At 36.8% G+C, this 15,784-nt stretch carries 13 protein-coding genes, 1 rRNA gene and 1 other annotated feature; of the genes, 10 read left to right on the top strand and 4 right to left on the bottom strand.

Features of this window, described 5'->3' with window-relative positions; translation table 11 throughout:
* Positions 1–34 precede the first annotated feature (34 nt).
* Both BM121_RS20480 and cobA read left to right on the top strand, forming a co-directional pair.
* On the top strand, positions 35–1,132 hold the full coding sequence (locus BM121_RS20480; RefSeq protein WP_245780868.1) for an inorganic phosphate transporter: 1,098 nt from the start codon (positions 35–37) through the stop codon (positions 1,130–1,132).
* Positions 1,092–1,841, top strand: coding sequence for a uroporphyrinogen-III C-methyltransferase (gene cobA / locus BM121_RS20485; RefSeq protein WP_091486324.1), 750 nt, complete (start codon positions 1,092–1,094; stop codon positions 1,839–1,841). The genes BM121_RS20480 and cobA overlap by 41 nt, the downstream gene beginning before the upstream one ends.
* Positions 1,842–1,867: 26 nt before the next feature.
* Here the strand turns inward: cobA and BM121_RS20490 are convergent, their stop codons facing one another.
* Entirely contained in the window at positions 1,868–2,134 is a 267-nt protein-coding gene (locus BM121_RS20490; RefSeq protein WP_091486327.1) for a hypothetical protein, read from the bottom strand.
* A gap of 74 nt (positions 2,135–2,208) precedes the next feature.
* Positions 2,209–3,693, bottom strand: a complete 1,485-nt coding sequence (locus BM121_RS20495; RefSeq protein ID WP_091486330.1) for an MDR family MFS transporter — start codon at positions 3,691–3,693, stop codon at positions 2,209–2,211.
* 125 nt (positions 3,694–3,818) lie between these two features.
* Between BM121_RS20495 and BM121_RS20500 the strand changes: the two genes are divergently transcribed.
* Together BM121_RS20500 and BM121_RS20505 are read left to right on the top strand one after the other, a co-directional pair.
* Positions 3,819–4,970 (top strand): serine hydrolase domain-containing protein, encoded by a 1,152-nt coding sequence (locus BM121_RS20500; protein WP_091486333.1) that lies wholly within the window; start codon positions 3,819–3,821, stop codon positions 4,968–4,970.
* Complete coding sequence (locus BM121_RS20505; RefSeq protein WP_245780869.1) at positions 4,954–5,772, top strand: alpha/beta hydrolase; 819 nt, start codon at positions 4,954–4,956, stop codon at positions 5,770–5,772. The genes BM121_RS20500 and BM121_RS20505 overlap by 17 nt, the downstream gene beginning before the upstream one ends.
* Positions 5,773–5,990: 218 nt before the next feature.
* On the opposite strand, the gene BM121_RS20510 is transcribed toward BM121_RS20505, so the two are convergent.
* Positions 5,991–6,992, bottom strand: a complete 1,002-nt coding sequence (locus tag BM121_RS20510; RefSeq protein ID WP_091486335.1) for an LLM class flavin-dependent oxidoreductase — start codon at positions 6,990–6,992, stop codon at positions 5,991–5,993.
* Between the two features lie 79 nt (positions 6,993–7,071).
* On the opposite strand from BM121_RS20510, the gene BM121_RS20515 reads away from it, so the two are divergent.
* A complete protein-coding gene (locus BM121_RS20515) occupies positions 7,072–7,431 on the top strand; it encodes a DUF488 domain-containing protein (protein WP_091486359.1) in 360 nt (119 codons plus the stop codon).
* Positions 7,432–7,480: 49 nt separating this feature from the next.
* On the opposite strand, the gene BM121_RS20520 is transcribed toward BM121_RS20515, so the two are convergent.
* Complete coding sequence (locus tag BM121_RS20520) at positions 7,481–7,681, bottom strand: cold-shock protein (protein WP_018934369.1); 201 nt, start codon at positions 7,679–7,681, stop codon at positions 7,481–7,483.
* Positions 7,682–8,166: 485 nt separating this feature from the next.
* On the opposite strand from BM121_RS20520, the gene BM121_RS20525 reads away from it, so the two are divergent.
* From BM121_RS20525 to BM121_RS20545, 5 genes are all read left to right on the top strand, one after another.
* Positions 8,167–9,207 carry a tellurite resistance/C4-dicarboxylate transporter family protein gene (locus BM121_RS20525; protein WP_091486338.1) on the top strand — a complete coding sequence of 347 codons (1,041 nt, stop codon included), beginning with the start codon at positions 8,167–8,169 and terminating at the stop codon, positions 9,205–9,207.
* A gap of 73 nt (positions 9,208–9,280) precedes the next feature.
* Positions 9,281–10,348 carry a dual-specificity RNA methyltransferase RlmN gene (gene rlmN / locus BM121_RS20530; RefSeq protein WP_091486342.1) on the top strand — a complete coding sequence of 356 codons (1,068 nt, stop codon included), beginning with the start codon at positions 9,281–9,283 and terminating at the stop codon, positions 10,346–10,348.
* A gap of 226 nt (positions 10,349–10,574) precedes the next feature.
* A complete protein-coding gene (locus tag BM121_RS20535; protein ID WP_091486345.1) occupies positions 10,575–12,233 on the top strand; it encodes a glycoside hydrolase family 13 protein in 1,659 nt (552 codons plus the stop codon).
* A gap of 79 nt (positions 12,234–12,312) precedes the next feature.
* Positions 12,313–12,527, top strand: a binding site (T-box leader).
* 85 nt (positions 12,528–12,612) lie between these two features.
* Positions 12,613–15,030, top strand: a complete 2,418-nt coding sequence (gene leuS / locus BM121_RS20540; protein WP_091486348.1) for a leucine--tRNA ligase — start codon at positions 12,613–12,615, stop codon at positions 15,028–15,030.
* A gap of 418 nt (positions 15,031–15,448) precedes the next feature.
* A 16S ribosomal RNA gene (locus BM121_RS20545) occupies positions 15,449–15,784 on the top strand; the annotation flags it as partial.

Raw genomic sequence — 15,784 nt, forward strand, 5'->3', positions numbered from 1 at the left:
TTATTGATTTTAGTGGTGAAAGTTGGGATCTGAGATGTTAGCAATCATTGCGATATTAGCTGCTTGTCTATTTGCCTTTAACATTGGAGCAAGTGGTTCAGCAGCTAGCATGAGTATTACGTACGGAACTAAAGTGATCAGGCAACGTAAGTATGCGCTAATCATCGCGGGAGTAGGTGCTATTACTGGTGCCATATTAGGAGGTCAACATGTTACGAATACTCTTGGAAAAGGTATCATCTCCGAAGAAATTCTCGATATAAAAATTGCTTGTATTATTTTAGTTGTTTCGGGTTTTACATTATTAATTACTAATTACATCGGAATTCCGTTATCTACGAGTGAGGTAACGGTTGGTGCTATAATTGGCGTTGGTCTCAGTTATCAACAACTGAACCTTCATACGGTATTAGTAATTATAGCCTTCTGGATTGTTATACCAGTGGCAGCCTTTATAATAACGATGTGCCTTGAAAAAATCAGAAAAAAGATAAATAATAAAATAAATTTCCAACCTCCTATAAAGCTATTAACTTTTTTATTATTCTTAACTGGTATAATAGAAGCAATGGCTGCTGGTATGAATAATGTAGCGAATGCTTTAGGACCATTAGTAGGTGCAGGGATCACCTCAATGGAAATAGGTTTACCTTTGATGGCAGTCATTGTAGCGTTAGGGAGTATATTGTTTGGTGGTAGAGTATTAGAAACAAATGCCAAAAAAATTACTTCACTAACTTTAGGAAATGGTATTGTAATTTCTGGCGCTACCGGAGGACTGGTAGTAGCTGCATCATTGCTAGGTATTCCAATCCCGATGACACAAGTAACAACCTCTGCGATAGTAGGGATAAATGCCAGTAACCAATTTAAAGATGTTTGGAAACAAAAAATTATACATCAAATAGCGAAGGTGTGGATTACATCTCCGATAGTTTCATTAATTATTGCCTTTGGATTGACAGAAATAATAGTTCATCAAAGTTTTGATCAAGTGATACTGTTAACATTAGCTATTAGTGCTACTTATATTTTAGTGAGATATCGAGAGAAACCGGCAAAGACGAATACAAAAAAAGGATGGGATCAACGTGGGGAAAGTGTACTTAGTGGGAGCAGGACCAGGAGATGAAGAATTAATTACTGTGAAGGGATTGCGTGCTATACAAGAAGCGGATGTCATCCTGTATGATCGATTAGTAAATCCATCATTACTAAATCATGCCAAAGAAAATACAGAATTGATTTTCTGCGGGAAAGAACCACGTAAACATGGATTGATTCAAGAAAAAATAAATGAGCAACTTATTGATTATGCTGCTAATGGAAAAATTGTAACAAGATTAAAAGGAGGAGATCCTTTTATTTTCGGTAGAGGTGGGGAGGAAGCCATTTATCTTGAAGAAAATCAGATTGAATATGAAGTAGTACCAGGAATCACCTCTGGAATAAGTGCTGCGGCATATGCTGGAATTCCACTCACACATCGTCATATAAGTGGATCGGTAAGTTTTATTAATGGTTCTAACCCCGAAACTAAAACAGACGAACAATGGCGTCATATTGCCAACGGAGCCGATACATTGTGTTTTTATATGGGAATCAAGAAGTTCCCTATTATATGTGAAAAATTAAAAAATGCAGGATTAAGTAAGACGACGCCTGTGTCTATTATTCATTGGGGGACATTACCACAACAAAAAACGATTGTAGATGACTTAGAAAACATTTCAGATAGGTTAGACGAAGTCAGCAATCCTTCTTTAATTGTCATAGGTGAAGTAGTCCGACTTAGGGAGCAAATTAATTGGTATAAGGAATCATCAGAAGCATTGATTTAAGAAAAGACTAGTTATGATCATCATAACTAGTCTTTTTTGATAACATTCATAATTTGTTCTTGATCTTTTTCCCAGTCCCATTGTGGATTTATCTGGTCTATAAATTGTTGAAGCTGTTTTTCTGACAAGTCCTTTTTACCATTAGAATTATTAAGATAGGATTTCAATTCCCATTCTCCACCTTTTTTATTTTCGATAGTTTGCCACTTCACAGTAAATATATAGTCATTTCCATTAATATCAGCATGAATTAATAAGATATCCTTGTGTAAGATAAAGTTACTCAGTTTCATAACAAAGCACCTCCTAAGTGAAGTATATCATATAATGAGATGGGGTACATTGGTTGAATATAAAGGGAATAACTTTAATTTCTGTTTTGCTTATCGATTGTTGCTTTTGGAAAGAACCATAAAATGACAAAGGTTAAGGTTCCGATGATAAATAATCCAGTATAAACAGTATGCAAAGCATAGGTTAAACCATCCTGCATTGATGCCAGTGTTTCAGGAGAAATTGTTTCGCGCATTCCTTCATCTAACAACATATCTGTACTGGCAATTTCAAGATCTTCTCCTTTTTGCTGGTAGTAATGATTTAGTCGCATGTTCAATACTCCACCAAGAAAAGCCGCACCGACCGCACTGCCAATAATCCGCATAAACATATTAAGTGATGTAGCAACGCCTCTTTCGTACCAAGAGACGGTATTTTGGATCGACACGATAAAGGTGGTGGAAGATAAACCCATTCCGACACCAACGATAAATGAGCTGATACCAGCATAGATTGGCCCTTTATCGGCATCTAAAAGAAAGAATAAAAAAGTACCAAGAAATAAAGCAAATCCACCTGCGAAGGCTGTTAGTCGGAATCCTATTTTTAATACAAGATGTCCAGCAAGTGTTGCTGATATTGGCCACCCTATCGATAAAGTACTTAAGGTAAAACCAGCAACAATAGCTGATTCCCCCATAACTCCTTGAACATAAGTAGGTAAAAAACTAGAAAGTCCAAGAATGATCATCCCTGAAAGTAATGTTGCGATATTCGCTATGACAATTAATTTATTTTTCCATAAAGCAAGTGGCATCATTGGCGAGGGTGCCTTATTTTCATGCCATAAAAAGATGGTCATACAAATTACAAAAATAAGTAATAAACTAATGGTCTCCAAGGATAACCAAGCCCAACTTGTTCCAGCCTGTACAAAAACAACAATCAGACAGGAGATAGCGATGAAAAACAAGCTGGAACCAGTATAATCGATCGTTTTTTTCTCTGTATTAACTTCTTCGTGAAAAAAGGTAATGACTCCTATAAGTCCAATAATTCCGATTGGTATATTCATCCAGAAAATCCATGCCCAATCAATAAATTGAACAATAACTCCTCCAAATAATGGACCAAGCACAGATGAGATGCCCCATACACTTGCTAAGTATCCTTGGACTTTTGCTCTTTCTTCTATGGTATAGATATCGCCTACAATGGTAGTGACAATCGGTTGAATCGCACCCGCTCCAAGTCCCTGAATCAGGCGAAATACGATAAGTGCACCCATGGTTGGCGCAAATCCACAAAGAATGGATCCAATTAAAAAGATAACAACTCCAATAATAAAAATAGGTTTTCTACCAAAGAGGTCAGCTAATTTTCCGTATATCATCGTTGTTACAGCTTGCATTAATAAAAAACTTGAAAATACCCAACTATATAAGGAAAAACCGCCCAAATCAGCCACAATATTAGGCATTGCTGTTGCGACAATTGTACCTTCAATTGCAGCCATAAACATGGACAAAACAAGTGAAGCAAGTACTAAAGGGCGTTTCGTAATTTTATTTGGCATAAGCGTCCGTCCTTTTTTCTAATCTGTTTCTATTGTATCAGAAATTAACAAATATGTATGAGAAAGCAAATCAACAGCAATTGTGGTAAAATAAAGAAAGCGATACCAGAACAGGAGTGATGTTTATGTTAACCAATCGGTTAGAGGATTTATTGCAAGGGTTTGTGGATAATGGACCAGCTGGAGTAGCATTATCTGTAAAAAAAGAAAAGCAATCAATTTATCAAAATTATTTCGGTTATTCAGATTTGAATAAACAATCATTGATTAATGACAAAACAATTTATCGTATCTACTCCATGTCTAAAGTAGTAACGTGTGTAGCAGGGTTACAACTGTTAGAACGTGGAAAGATTTTGCTGACGGATCCACTATCTGCTTATTTACCAGAATTTAAAAATATGGATGTACTTGAAAATGGACAACTGGTGAAAGCAAATCAGGAAATATTGATTAAGGACCTCTTTACGATGACTTCAGGAATTACATATGGTGGGAAGCAAACAGAAGTAGAAAGAATGACTAGTCAAGTGATGAAGGAAGTTCGAGATGAAGAACATTCTAGAGAGGTAACAAAACTCCGATTATTGGCCAAAAAACTGAGTGATAATCCACTAGAATTTCATCCTGGTACCCATTGGAAGTATGGGCTTAGTCATGATGTACTTGGAGCACTAATTGAAGAAGTGAGCGGTATGTCATTCGGAGAATATTTAACAGATAATATTTTCCAACCGTTAGGCATGAATGATACTTTCTTTAAAATCCCTTTGGCTAAAAAGCATCGATTAGCAACATTATATGATCGCAAAGAAACTGGTGAATTAGTAAAGAATACGTGGTTAGATAGTGATGCTGAACCGATCGCCGTATTTGAAAGTGGAGGTGCAGGTCTTCATTCAACGCTAACCGATTATCAACAGTTTGCTCATTGTTTGGCATTGGGTGGAACAATGGATGATGTAACTATTTTAAGTAAGAATACCATTGAATTAATGGCCCAAAACCATTTACCGGATGAAATTCTGCCTGAATTAGGATGGAATTATGATAATGGTTATGGTTACGGATTAGGTGTTCGAGTCATGATCGACCAAACAAAAGGCGGAAGTAACAGTTCCATAGGTGAGTTTGGCTGGTCAGGTTTAGCAGGTACATATGTGTTTATCGATCCGAAGACCAAACTATCTGCTGTTTATATGCAGCAAATGTTACCAAACTTTGAATTTTATCATCAGCCAAGAATTCGAAATGTTATTTATGGGGCAGTCAATTAAGGAGGGTTTTAATGGCACTAATCAAATGCGATTTTTTTCAGAAGTATTAACAATTAGCACATCTATGACGGTGATTTTACCTGAAGAAACAACTAGTCAAATTGGACTTAAAAATAACCGATCTGATGGCAAAATACCTGTTTTGTATTTGTTGCATGGCTTTAGTGATGATCATACGATCTGGTCGAGACGTACATCGATTGAAAGATACGCAGCGGAATATGGAATTGCTGTTGTAATGCCACAAGTTGATCATAATTTTTACTCAGATATGCAATACGGTAAAAAATATTGGACGTTTATTTCGGAAGAATTACCTCGAATTGCTCGTTCTTTTTTTCCATTATCGGTAAAGAGAGAAGATAATTTCGTTGCAGGTTTATCCATGGGAGGATATGGTGCTTTTAAATGGGCACTTCGTAAACCAGAGCAATTTACTGCAGCAGCAAGCTTATCCGGTGTATTAGATATTGCGACTCATGCAGAAAAGGCTCGTGAAGAACAGGATCCGATTAATAACGCGCTTTATCAAGTTTATGGGGAACAAGACCTTCATGGGACAGATCAAGATTTATTCACTGTTATAAAGGAATTGTTGAAGAGTGAAAAAGAACTCCCACAATTATTTCAAGCGTGCGGTACAGAGGATTATTTATGGGAGGATAATCAGATTTTTAATCAATTTGCTGAAGAAAACAACCTTCCTCTTGTACATACCTTCACAACAGGCACTCACGAATGGGGATATTGGGATGAAAAAATCAAAGAAGTATTAGCGTGGTTGCCCATCAAAAAATCATAAACAAGAACTCTGCCAAGAGAGGTAAATCACCATAGAACTTGTCATGGATTTCATCTCACTTAATCAGAAAAACGATCTTGAGCTGTGGAAAAATGCGATGCTCTTGTGGGAACAACTACAATAAGCATAAAACTGGAAGAAAAAGACTACACACATTTCATACGAATGAGAAATGTGTGTAGTCTTTTATACGTATATTCTTGAACTGTACATAGTCATTAGCCATGTACAAGGTCGGATACAATTTGGTAAGAATTTTTACGTTCTTCATGATCATAAATTTGTGAATTAATAATTACTTCATTTGCTTCTGTTTCTGCGATAAATGCAGCTAATTTTTCTCTGACTACATCTTTATCTCCAATAATAGTTGATTTGCTGTTGACTGATTTTTCAACCGATGCTTTTTCGTAAATGGTCCATTCTTGTTCAATATCATCAATCGGCGGCATTAGTTGAGAAGGTTCGCCACGTATCATTGACAAGAATTGCTGTTGTTGAGAAGTCGCTAACCATTTTGCTTTTTCAGTTGTTTCAGCAGCAATAATGTTAACACCAACCATCGCATGTGGTTTACTAAGTTGGTTCGATGGTGTAAAACGCTCTCGATATAAGCGTAATGCCGGTATGGTATAATCAGGTGAAAAATGACTTGCGAATGCAAAAGGTAGCCCTTTTTCGGCAGCAAGGCGAGCACTAAAATCACTTGACCCAAGTAACCATAATGGCACATGTGCGTCTTTACCAGGAACTGCTTTTACTCTAGCTGTACCTGCAAAGTAGTTTTCTAATTCTTCTACTTGATTCGGAAAATCTTCCGCACTGCTGTTTAAGGTGCGTCTTAGAGCATAAGCAGTTGCTTGATCACTACCAGGCGCACGGCCTAAACCTAAATCAATTCTATCCGGATATAGTGCATCGAGTGTCCCGAATTGCTCAGCAATGACTAACGGTGCGTGGTTGGGAAGCATAATACCACCTGCACCTACGCGGATTTTTTCTGTGTGACTAGCAATATGACTGATAACGAGTGAAGTTGCAGAACTGGAAATACCAGGCATATTATGATGTTCCGCTAACCAATAGCGGTAGTATCCTAATTTTTCTACGTGTTGTGCTAAGTCCGCACTATTTTGAAAAGATAATGAAGCATTATGTCCGTGCAAGACAGGTGCTAAATCTAATATTGAAAATGTAACATTGGAGAACTCTGTTCCCATGTAATCACTCCTTATTTTACTTGAGGATGTAAGAAATGATACGCTCATAAACAGAAAAGGTCTAATACTTTGCTTGGGGGTGTTTTCCATTCACTTAAAGCGTGTTTATGACGAAGTGAGGGAAGAAGATGGTTTTCGAATTCTTGTGGATCGTGTTTGGCCTCGAGGGGTTTCAAAAGATAGGGCACAGGTAGATGTGTGGCTAAAGGAAATTGGTCCTTCTCCTAAGTTAAGAAAATGGTTTCATCATGATCCTGCTAAATTTGAGCAGTTTAAGCAATTATATCTAAAAGAATTAAAACAGGAACCAGAAAAAAGGGAAGCATTGGATCAATTATGTACCTATTATGAGGAGTATGAGCATAACATCACATTAGTGTATGCTGCGAAAGAACAACAATATAATCATGTAGTTATATTGACAGAATTAATCACATAAAAAAACGCTTATGCTAAAAAGCATAAGCGTTTTTTCTATTAAGCGCTAATTAGTTTTTTACAACGTTAGCTGCTTGTGGTCCACGGTTACCTTCTTCGATATCGAAAGTTACGCTTTGACCTTCTTCAAGTGTTTTAAAGCCTTCGCCTTGGATAGCAGAGAAGTGTACGAATACATCGTCTTGTCCTTCTACTTCGATAAATCCAAAACCTTTGTCTGCGTTAAACCATTTTACTGTACCTTGTACCATATTTCTTTTCCTCCTAGTGTGAACCGTTCACACAATTGTATTACTATTCTTGCTCTTGCCCCAAAACGAAAACTTAACGTTACGATACTTGAAGGTGTCATCGAACAAAATAGCTAAGGCAATTATAGCAAGTAAAAAATCAAATTGCAAGTCTATGTTGAAATTAATTATGATTTTGTTTATTTTTTTGTTTGCTGCAGTTCCCATAGCATTTTGTAATCGACAGCCGTTGTTTCTAAATTGATTTTATCACGGTCTACCCCGCGTAAAAACCCTACTGAGGGTCTCACTTTATGTAGTCCAGGTGTGTCCATATGGTATGAATATGGATTGCTTAAGTGTTAATTGTTAGTATAAGATAAGTTTGTCGTGTTTTAATAATACGCATGGAAATATGGTCAACACCGATATTTTTAGCGATTGTAAAACAAGAAGCAGAGCCACAAGCAATGTATTGGAAGGATTGTATAGAAGGAGTTAACAAAATGTCAATTATGAAAGAGAAAATAAAATATTTATTTACCGGATATTTTGCACTAGTAATGGCAACAGGTGCTTTATCAATTGCTTCACATTTGCTGGGATTTTCAAAAATAAGTCAGGTTCTTTTATTTTGTAATGTTATTTTTTATTCGGTAATAGCTATTCTAACCATTGTTAGAGCCTTCTTTTATTTTGAAAATGTCAAAGAAGATTTAACAAACCATTTAAAAGGTCCGGGTTTTTTTACTTTGGTAGCAGGAACGAATGTTTTTGGAAGTCAGCTTGTTATTCTTGAAGAAATGTACAGTTTGGCATTTATTTTGTGGATATGTTCCATCTTCTTATGGATCGTTATCATGTATTCATTTTTTACTGCGGTTACTATTAGTGAGGATAAACCAACATTAGCGGAAGGGATTAATGGGGCTTGGTTAATTGCGACCGTGGCCACTCAATCAATTGCTGTATTAGGGATTTTACTGGTCCCGTTTTATGAAAATCAAGCCTTCATTGGTTTTATAAACTTCTTTACACTATCCATGTTCTTATTAGGCTGTATGCTATATTTAAGTATTATAACGTTAATTTTTTATCGTTTTACTTTTTTGCATTTAAAATATGCAGCATTAACACCTCCTTATTGGATTAATATGGGCGCGGTAGCAATTACGACGTTGGCTGGTTCCATGATTATTATGAATGCAGTCGGTTCACCATTAATCGAACAATTCTTATCTTTTATTAAGGGCTTCACATTATTTTTCTGGGTAACCGGTACATGGTGGATTCCATTATTAATCATTTTGATGTATTGGCGTTATATTGTTCATCGTTTTCCGATTAATTATGATTACCAGATGTGGGGGATGGTGTTCCCGCTTGCGATGTATACGACTTCTACATATAAACTTTCCGAAGCATTAGGGATCCCTTTTCTGAAAAATATTTCACATGTATTTATTTTCCCAGCATGGATTACATGGGGATTTGGCATTATATTACTTATGGTACATCTATACATAGATTTCGTCAGACAAAAATGATCTTGTTATTGCTGATAAAATTTAGTATGATGTATTGATGAAAACAAGAGCTATACGGAAATGAGGGATTCAGATGAAAAGCTCCATTTATTCATTGACATTTGATCAAATGCAAGAATGGTTAGTAGAACATGGTCAAAAGAAATTCCGTGCTAAACAAGTTTGGGATTGGTTATATAAAAAAAGAGTGAATACTTTTGCAGAAATGTATAATTTAAATAAGGATTGCCAATTGGTATTAGAGGAAAACTTTGATTTAGGTACACTAGAGCAAGAAATTAAACAAGAATCGAAAGATGGAACCATTAAATTTTTGTTTAAGATGACTGATGGTAATTTAATTGAGACCGTATTAATGAAATTCAGTTACGGTTATTCCGTTTGTGTAACCACACAAGTTGGTTGTAATATTGGCTGCTCATTTTGTGCAAGTGGTTTATTAACCAAAAACCGTGATCTTTCTTCCGGTGAAATTGTAGAGCAAATTATGAATGTACAAAAACATTTGGATGCAAAAGGGGAAGAGGAGCGAGTTAGTCATATAGTTGTAATGGGGATTGGTGAACCATTTGACAATTACGACAATACTATGGATTTCTTAAGAATCGTAAACGATCAAGAAGGGCTTTCCATTGGTGCACGACATATTACTGTATCAACTAGTGGTTTAGCAAAAAGAATGTATGATTTTGCTGATGAGAATTTACAAGTAAATCTTGCACTGTCATTACATGCACCAAATAATGAATTACGAACAAGAATTATGAAAATCAATAAAGCTTTTCCATTAGAAAAATTAATGCCAGCTATTGATTATTATTTAGAAAAAACCAACCGCCGGATCACATTTGAATATATTTTACTAAAAGATGTGAATGATCATAAAAAGGAAGCAGAACAATTAGTATCATTATTAAAAGACAAACGTCATTTATCTTATGTGAATTTAATTCCATATAATCCTGTTGATGAACATAATCAATATGATCGAAGTGAAAAAAAGGCGATTTTAGATTTTTATCAGATATTATTAGAAAATGGTATCAATTGTGGTGTCCGGGTTGAACATGGTACAGATATTGATGCAGCTTGTGGGCAGCTTCGTAGTAAACAGATTAAAAAAGACAAACACAAAGTGTAAAAGGGTATCCTAACAGGGTACTCTTTTTTGTTTTAAAAAATGGATGTAGTGAATGAGTTTCTTCACTTATAATGCAATCGATTTCTTAGTGTGCATAGTATAAATTTTAATTCAGCAAATATTATTGACAGAAATTTATTAAATGATAATATTATATGTATGCAATCGATTGCGCAAAAAGAAAACAGTCTCAAGACTTGTCGCATATATTAGAGGGGGTTATTTTATGAACAGAAAATGGTGGAAAGAAGTAGTAGTATATCAAATTTACCCACGTAGCTTTATGGACTTAAATGGAGATGGAATCGGAGATTTACGGGGCGTGATTTCGAAACTTGATTACCTAAAAGACTTAGGTATTGATGTGGTTTGGATTAGTCCTATTTATGAATCTCCTAATGATGATAATGGATATGATATCAGTGACTATAAAAAGATTATGGACGACTTTGGAACAATGGAAGACTTTGACCTGCTTTTAGAGGAAGTACATAAGCGTGACATGAAGTTGATCATGGATTTAGTGATTAATCATACATCCGATGAGCACGAATGGTTTATTGAGTCTCGCTCCTCAACCAATAATTCATATCGTGATTATTATATTTGGCATCCTGGGATAAATGGTAAGGAGCCGAACAATTGGGAATCGATTTTTGGTGGCTCTGCCTGGGAATTTGATGAGAAGACGAGAGAATATTATCTGCATGTTTTTTCGAGTAAACAACCTGATTTAAATTGGGAGAATTCAGATGTTCGGCATGAACTTTATGCTATGGTGAATTGGTGGTTAGACAAAGGGATTGACGGCTTCAGAGTTGATGCGATTTCGCATATTAAAAAATTACCAGGGTTGCCTGATATGCCAAATCCTGAAAACGAAAAATATGTACCTTCCTTCGATGGCCATATGAATCGACCGGGTATTGATAAGTTTTTAAAGGAATTTGCGGAAGAAACCATCCATAATTACAATATTATGACGGTTGGTGAAGCGAATGGTGTAGCGGTGGAAGGTGCTGATCAATGGGTCGGAGAAAAAGAAGGTTATTTTGATATGATTTTTCAATTTGAACACTTAGGACTTTGGGATATGAGTGCAGTAGGAGAACTTGACATCCACACCTTGAAAAAGACGCTGACGAAGTGGCAGAAAGGGTTGGAAGGCGGCGGATGGAATGCACTTTTCTTAGAAAATCATGATCAGCCACGTTCGGTTTCGACTTGGGGAAATGACGGAAATTATCTTGAGCAATCGGCGAAATGTTTGGCAGCCATGTTTTTCTTTATGCAAGGGACACCTTTTATTTATCAAGGGCAAGAGATTGGCATGACCAATGTACAATTTGATTCAATTGATGACTATAATGATGTAGCGATTAAGAATATGTATTATAATGAGATTGCTGATGGTAAGTCACACCAAGACATAATGAAAAGGATTTGGAAGAGTGGTCGTGATAATTCCAGAACGCCTATGCAATGGAATCATAATACCAACGGAGGTTTCTCAACCGGAATACCATGGTTGAAAGTAAACCCAAACTATAAGGAAATCAATGTTGCGGCACAACAAGAAGATCCAGCTTCTATCTTGAATTTTTACAAAAAAATGATTGCTATCCGAAAACAATATAATGTTTTAGTATATGGCAGCTATGAACTAGAATTAGCTGACCATGATCAAGTATATGCCTATACTCGTAACCTTGAGGGTCATGGTGCGTTTATTTTGACGAACCTGTTTGGTAAAGACGCTGAAGTAAGTATTCCTGAACATGTTCTTGAACATTCACCTGATATGGTGTTAACGAATCTGGAAGGGCAAGAGTTATCTAAAAAAATGATTTTACAGCCTTATGAAGCGAAGGTTTATATTTGGTGATCAAGGCACTTCTTGACAAAATTCAGACATTTCTTTAAACTATCAGAAAGTATAGTAGGTTATATAGCAACAAACCATATAAATGACGATGAAGAGGAATAGTAGTAAAAGGGTTAGGCTAAGAGAGGTGGCGGTTGGTGTGAGTCACCCTTAACCTATTACGAACTCGCCTCAGATGTTACAAAAGTGAATAGGATAGTAGCTTTTGTCGTAGTCCGCGTTAAGGATTTTAAGTGGGTGTTAATATTAACACTAATGTTGGGTGGTACCGCGGGAATCTCTCTCGTCCCATTATGGGATTAGGGAGATTTTTTTGCGTTTAAGAACATATGTTTCGGTTTGCTTGTTTACATAAATGGTTCGAAGGAGGAAGTAGAATATGTCATTTGATCATATGAAAATTGAAGAAAAATGGCGCAATTATTGGATAAAAAATAAAACTTTTGCAACGGATGCTAGGTCTGATAAGGATAAGTTTTATGCGTTAGATATGTTTCCTTATCCATCAGGAGCTGGTTTGCATGTTGGACACCCTGAAGGTTATACAGCAACAGATATTTTATCAAGAATGAAACGAATGCAAGGATATGAAGTGTTACATCCAATTGGATGGGATGCGTTTGGTTTACCTGCTGAGCAATATGCGTTAGATACAGGGAATGATCCGGCAGTTTTTACAGAGCAAAATACTAATACATTCCGTAGACAAATCCAGGAGTTAGGCTTCTCATATGACTGGGATCGTGAAGTAAATACAACAGATCCAAATTATTATAAATGGACACAATGGATTTTCTTAAAACTATATGAAAAAGGATTAGCATATATAGATGAAGTACCAGTCAACTGGTGTCCGGCATTGGGTACCGTACTTGCTAATGAAGAAGTAATAGATGGAAAGAGTGAGCGTGGCGGACATCCGGTTGAACGAAAGCCGATGAAGCAATGGATGTTGAAAATCACAGAGTATGCCGACCGCTTATTGGAAGATTTAGATCAGTTAGATTGGCCGGAAAGTATTAAAGACATGCAACGTAACTGGATTGGTCGTTCTGAAGGTGCAGAGGTAACCTTTGATATAGACGCTCATGATGCGTCATTTACTGTTTTTACAACAAGACCAGATACGTTATATGGCGCTACTTATGCTGTGTTAGCACCAGAACATCCACTGCTAGATAAAGTGGTTACGACTGAACAACAGGAAGAAGTAAAAACGTATTTAGATAAAGTGATGACAAAAAGTGATCTGGAACGGACAGACCTGGCAAAAGATAAAACAGGCGTTTTTACTGGAGCTTATGCAATTAACCCGATTAATGGTAAGAAACTTCCTGTTTGGGTAGCCGATTATGTGTTAATGACATATGGTTCCGGCGCAATCATGGCAGTACCTGCACATGATGAACGTGACTATGAGTTCGCCAAAAAATTCAAACTAGAGATTATACCTGTATTAGAAGGTGGCAATATAGAAGAGGAAGCTTTTACAGGTGACGGTCCACATATTAACTCTGACTTTTTGAATGGATTAAATAAAGAAGAAGCAATCACAAATGCAATTGATTGGTTAGAAGATAATAAGAGAGGAGAACGTAAAGTAACTTACCGACTTCGGGACTGGTTATTCAGTCGTCAACGGTATTGGGGTGAACCGATACCGGTTATTCATTGGGAAGATGGTTCCATGTCCGCTGTTCCGGAAGGGGATTTACCATTGGTACTACCGAAAACAGCTGAAATTAAACCTTCAGGAACAGGGGAATCACCACTTGCTAATATAGAAGACTGGGTCAATGTGACAGATCCTGATACAGGTATGAAAGGACGTCGTGAAACAAATACGATGCCACAATGGGCAGGAAGCTGCTGGTATTTTCTGCGTTATGTTGATCCACGTAATCCAGACAAACTTGCCGATTTTGATACATTAAAGGAATGGTTACCGGTTGATGTCTATATCGGTGGTGCTGAACATGCCGTGTTACACTTATTGTATGCACGTTTCTGGCACAAATTTTTATACGATATCGGTGTTGTTCCAACAAATGAACCGTTTCAAAAGCTTTTTAATCAAGGTATGATTCTTGGTGAAAACAATGAAAAGATGAGTAAATCCAAAGGGAATGTTGTAAATCCGGACGAAATTGTCCAAAGCCATGGTGCGGACACTTTAAGATTGTATGAAATGTTTATGGGTCCACTAGATGCTTCCGTCGCATGGAGTGCGAATGGCTTGGATGGTGCAAGACGATTCTTAGATCGTGTGTGGCGCTTATTTGTAACTAGTGATCATCAGTTGTCAAATAAAGTAACGGAAGCAGAACGTTCCGATGACTTAGAAAAAATCTACCATGAAACAGTAAAAGTAGTAACTCAAAATTTTGAAGGCTTACGTTTTAATACTGGTATTTCACAAATGATGGTATTTATTAATGAGGCATATAAAGCGGATGAAATTCCACGAGTGTATACGGAAGGATTTGTGAAGTTGTTATCGCCAGTAGCTCCGCACTTAACAGAGGAGATTTGGAAGTTGCTTGGGCATGATGACACATTAGCATATGAACCATGGCCGACATTTGATGAATCTAAATTAGTGGAAAACGAAGTGGAGATAGTTATTCAAATTATGGGTAAAGTTCGTGCGAAGATGATGATTGATAAAAATGCATCTAAAGAAGAAATCGAACAAAACGCATTAGAACAAGAAGCTATCAAAGAACGCATTGAAGGAAAAACGGTACGTAAAGTAATTGTAGTACCTGGTAAGTTAGTGAATATTGTTGCAAATTAAATTAAAGGCTTTTCCTACTAAATAAGATTATTAAACAAACCCGTCTCCATTATGGAACGGGTTTGTACATTATTATTTAGAATTAAAAAGTAAACCACTAAATTTTTATGTATATTTTTGATTGTGCCTTGTAATAATAAATGTATAAATTAGTATTGACTTTTCATTAAATAGTGTGTAACATAGTAAAAGTTGACTCGTTAAAAGAGTTCAATAGTTGTTGACAGGCAAATAACTATTTGGTACAATATATTTGTCGCTTTAAAAGACATTGATCTTTGAAAACTGAACAAAACAACCAGTATGATTTTAAACATGAAATAAGCTAGCTTTTAGAAGCGAGCTAGATCAAATGTTGCCGATTAAAATCGCGACGTCCATGTCGCAACATCGGCATCAGCACATCCGTGTGCAAGTCTTTATTGAGAGTTTGATCTTGGCTCAGGACGAACGCTGGCGGCGTGCCTAATACATGCAAGTCGAGCGCGGGAAGCTTGTCTGATCTCTTCGGAGTGAAGCGAGTGAAACGAGCGGCGGACGGGTGAGTAACACGTGGGCAACCTACCTATAAGACTGGGATAACTCCGGGAAACCGGGGCTAATACCGGATAACACTTTTCTTCACATGAAGGGAAGTTGAAAGATGGCTTCTTGCTATCACTTATAGATGGGCCCGCGGCGCATTAGCTAGTTGGTGAGGTAAGAGCTCACCAAGGCGACGATGCGTAGCCGACCTGAGAGGGTGATCGGCCAC

This window comes from Gracilibacillus orientalis (assembly GCF_900114645.1).
Taxonomy (GTDB): Bacteria; Bacillota; Bacilli; order Bacillales; family Amphibacillaceae; genus Gracilibacillus; species Gracilibacillus orientalis.